At 34.1% G+C, this 4,601-nt stretch carries 3 protein-coding genes; 1 reads left to right on the top strand and 2 read right to left on the bottom strand.

Going from position 1 to position 4,601, the window contains the following annotated elements; genetic code table 11:
* Together B3J44_RS19650 and B3J44_RS19645 are read right to left on the bottom strand one after the other, a co-directional pair.
* Positions 1-1,733: SusC/RagA family TonB-linked outer membrane protein (locus B3J44_RS19650; protein WP_286970936.1), on the bottom strand; the 1,733-nt coding region annotated here is incomplete at its 3' end.
* 30 nt (positions 1,734-1,763) lie between these two features.
* Complete coding sequence (locus B3J44_RS19645) at positions 1,764-3,203, bottom strand: glycoside hydrolase family 28 protein (RefSeq protein WP_286970932.1); 1,440 nt, start codon at positions 3,201-3,203, stop codon at positions 1,764-1,766.
* Between the two features lie 288 nt (positions 3,204-3,491).
* On the opposite strand from B3J44_RS19645, the gene B3J44_RS19640 reads away from it, so the two are divergent.
* On the top strand, positions 3,492-4,520 hold the full coding sequence (locus B3J44_RS19640) for a LacI family DNA-binding transcriptional regulator (protein WP_286970926.1): 1,029 nt from the start codon (positions 3,492-3,494) through the stop codon (positions 4,518-4,520).
* Positions 4,521-4,601 lie beyond the last annotated feature (81 nt).

Raw genomic sequence — 4,601 nt, 5'->3', positions numbered from 1 at the left:
TCTGTTCCAACATCAAAAGGCTGATTATTAGAATACATGTATGAGCTTTCGTCTACATTAGAATACAAACTTTGCAATAATAATACACTAACATCATGCACTTCATTAAAGGTATGTTTCAAATCGATTTGATTGTCCCATGTATAATTGAAATTGTCTGAACTTTCTAGCGTTGCAGAATTTTTTCCGTTTAAAGTTACCCCAGCATTAGTTTGTGCAGTGTAAGAAGATGAATCTTTACTATTCATAATTCCTGCAGCAAAAGTGGTTTTAAACGAAAGCCATTTTAAAGGCTGATATTGAAAATATGCATTTCCAACTGTTTGCCAAGTGTTTTCTGTCTGCGAAGAATTCGCAATTTCCATTAACGGATTAACTGTAGAAGTCTTATTAATTGCCCAAGATCCATCAGGGTAAGTTAGCTTGCCCGGAAGAAAAAATAAAGTTCCAACTTTTTCATTTCCTTGTGCGTCAACTGCCCAAGGAGACATTAGCGGACTTAATCTAAAAGCGTCCTGCATTGCTAAATCACTACCTAATTGGTTGTTTAATCTTGCAATTGTTACATTTACGCCCGTAGAAAATTTGTCGTTTATTTTATGATTTAACCCTAATTTGAAAGAGTATTTATCTGTTGCATCATTTTCTATAAGACCACGATCACTCTGAATTCCGAATCCTATGTTATAGCTTAATCCTGAATCTGAACGTCCTGAAATATTTAAATAATTATTCTCTGTCATTCCCGATTGAAGTACCGCATCATACCAGTCAAAATTATAACCGCTATTTGCACGAGAAACCAATAAAGGACTCTGATTTCCAGCCAAAGCTGCTAATTGTGAAGGAGTTTGTGTAAGAGGCGTTGCACTCATATAAGCAACCTGATGAAATTTCCACCATTCTTCTCCAGACATCATTTTTGGCAATCTAGCTGCTACTTTATTTCCATAAGAAGTATCAAAAGTTACACTTATACCTGCTTTTGCACTAGTTCCGCTTTTTGTTGTTACGATAATAACCCCATTTGATCCTCTAGAACCGTAAATAGCGGCAGAAGAAGCATCTTTTAAAACGTCCATTCTAGCGATATCCTGCGGATTTAAAAAATCGATTCCGTCCATCGGAACGCCATCTACAACATATAATGGTGAAGATCCTACCAAACTTGGATTACTTGAATCTCCAATTAGAGAATTGTTTCCTCTAATTACCACTTTAAATCCGTCTCCTGCACGTCCTGTTGATGATGAGATCTGAACCCCAGGCGTACTACCTTGAATAGCTTCTAATGGGCTAATCGTATTTCTTTCTGTAATAGTTGCAGCACTGATTGTACTAACAGATCCTGTTAGGTCTGTCTTTTTTACAGAACCGTAACCAACAACCACAACTTCTGTCAATGCGTTTGATTGTTCTACTAAACTTACATTTACTTTAGTTTTTCCAGCCACACTTACTTCCTGTGTCTGAAATCCTAAATAGCTAATTATTAAAGTTGCCTTACTGTTTGATACATTAATTTTAAAACTTCCTTCAAAATCTGTCGAAGTACCGTTTTTTGTTCCCTTTTCATTAATGTTTACCCCTGGCAGCGACATACCTGTCGCATCGGTAATCTTTCCTTCTATTGTTGTCTGTGCGTTTATAGAACTGCACAGCAAAAAATTCAGGAAAAAGAAAAATACAAAACCGTATTTATCTTTTTTCTTAGATAATTGTTTAATACTCATGTGGTTTAAAGTTTGGTTAATTGATAGTGTTTAGTTTTTAATAGATGCTACTTTTTTGTCATTGATATAGGTATTTATAAAATTTATGTTTTTTACGTTTTTTAATAAATAGACAGAATCTACCTTTTGGATTTTTACATTTTTAAGCGTAATATTTTCCACTGGAGATTCCTTATAACCTTCTGCCCAAACGCTGTATTTTCCGCCGTTTTTTACAGTTACATTCTCTAAGCTTACATTTCTGATAACTGGAATAAAGTTGCCTGTCTGAGATCCGTAGACATTGTAAAACATGTTTAGTTTTAAAACACATTCTTTAACAGTCCCTACTTCCAGATTTCGCATATAGATATCTTCAATAACTCCGCCTCTTTTAGAATTGGTTTTTATACGAATGGCACGATCCAAATGCGGACTGTCCATTACACAATTTTCAACAAAAACATTATTTACTCCTGCCGAAATTTCGCTTCCAATTACAACACCTCCGTGTCCGTCAATCATTTTGCAGTTCTGCACAATGATATTTTTGCTTGGTATTGCGACTCTCCTTCCGTCACCATCGCGACCAGCTTTAATTGCAATGCAATCGTCACCTGTATTGAAAGTGCAGTTTTTAATTAAAATATTTTGTGAATATTCTGGATCACAACCGTCATTATTTGGGCCATGGCTATTAACGGTTACTCCATCAATAATCATGTTGTTTGTTTTTATTGGATGCAAAATCCAAAAAGGAGAATTAATGATTTTTACCTCTTTTATTAAAACTGTGTTACATTCAAAAAATTCAATAAAGTTTGGTCTTAAGTAACATCCTTCACCAAAAACTCTTTCAGAAACCGGAACTCCTTTTTCTGCCATATCAACCAAAACCTCACGATTGGTTGGATCGTTTTGAGATGGAATTCCCTTTTTCCAACCATAGTCTTTTCCTCCAGACCAAATCCACCAATTAGTGCTATCTGCCTGACCGTTTAAAGTTCCTTTTCCTGTAACTGCAATATTTGTTTTGTTTTTTGCATAGATAAGTGGCGAAAAATTCATTAATTCTGTTCCTTCAAAAGAAGTATGAACAATTGGATAATCTTTTGGATTTAAACTAAACAGAATCTCAGCATGATCATCTAAATGCAAATTCACATTGCTTTCTAAATGAATTGCGCCAGTCAAATATTTTCCGTTCGGAACCAGCACTTGACCTCCGCCGTTTGCTGCACATTCTTGAATCGCTTTTTGAAAAGCCAAAGTGTTTAAGGTTTTGCCATCTGCAACAGCACCAAAATCGTTAATGCTGTATACTTTATTTTCGAAATGTGTCTGAGGAATACTTTTTACAACTAAATCCATTTTTTTCCACGGATTATCTGAAGAACCAGAAGTGGAATGTTTTGCACATGATACAGTAAAGAGCCCAAAAGCGGCTAAAAAAAGAATCTTTTTAAATGTGACCAACTTATTTGTAATCATCTGTACAGATTTTTCTTGTTTGAATGTCAAAAACATAACGATTTATGTAATCGATTACACGAAAATAGAAAAATAGTTCTACGAGACCAAATTAATTTAGAAAGAAATTATATATTTAATTTTTATTAGAAATTTTAATTACATTTAATGCAAAAATATTGACAATTTATTATCATTGTAGAACCTAAAACGTTTTAGTTTTTTGATATGGTAATCGATAACAATTTTTATTACATAATAAAAAAAAATGTACTTTTGTCTAAAATAATCCCGATAAACTTTTTTTGAATGAGTGAAAAAGTAACTATTTACGATATTGCTGAAAAATTAAACATCACAGCTGCAACAGTTTCCAGAGCGTTGAACAATAATCCTAAAATAAAGGAAGCGACGCGCGAGTTGGTAATCAAAACTGCTGCTGCAATGAACTATAAGCAAAATAAATTGGCGCTAGCTTTAAAAAGCGGTCGCAGTAATAATATCGGAGTTATTGTACCGCGTATTGACAGCAATTTTTTCGCTTCTGTTATTCGAGGAATCGAAGAAGAACTTTATCCTCACGGTTATCAGGTAATCATCTGTCAAACTCACGAAAGCATAAAAAGAGAAAACGAAAACCTTCATACATTAGTAGACGCACAAGTTGACGGAATTATGATGTCGGTTACTGGTATTTCAGATGAAAATGACAGTGCTTTCAGAAATGTATTGGAAAAAAATGTGCCTTTAATATTTTTTGATAGAAGCAAGCATATTGATGGTGTAAGTTCTGTTACCATTAATGACTTTAAAGGAGGTTATTTAGCTACCAAACATTTAATTGATGAAGGTTGTCGACATATTGCTCATTTTTCTGGAGATCAGTCTTTAGATATCTTCAAAAACAGGTTTTTAGGCTACAAACAAGCTTTACTGGATAATGGACTTCAATTTAATGAAGAATATGTTATTCATGTAAAAAGTAGCGTCGAAGCTGGTAAAGAAGCAGCAAGTACATTATTAGCTTTACAAACTCCGCCAGATGCCATATTCTCTTCAAGTGACTTCGCCGCATTAGGAGCAATTCAGGAGCTTCAAAATAGAAACATCAGTATTCCAAATGATTTTTGCGTGGCAGGATTCAGTAACGAGCCGTTTACCAAATTCATGGAATTATCAATCACTTCTGTAGATCAGTCTCCACTAGAAATGGGAAAAATGTCTGCTCGTGTTTTCTTAGAACAGGTTGATAAAACAGATACAATTAAAATCGAAAAAAAGGTAGTTCTTGCACCAGAATTGCATATTCGCAAATCTTCTACAAGAACTAATTTTTAATTTTTTTTTACCATATAAGTTATATAAGCCCATTTTAGAATGGGCTTTTTTTATGCAAGCTTCGGAGAAGCAAAATATTTA

The sequence above is a fragment of the Flavobacterium sp. UBA4854 genome (assembly GCF_002399805.1).
In the GTDB taxonomy this organism is placed as follows: domain Bacteria; phylum Bacteroidota; class Bacteroidia; order Flavobacteriales; family Flavobacteriaceae; genus Flavobacterium; species Flavobacterium ginsengisoli.
Note: the sequence above shows the minus strand (reverse complement) of the source record. Positions and strands in the feature narration are given on the sequence as shown.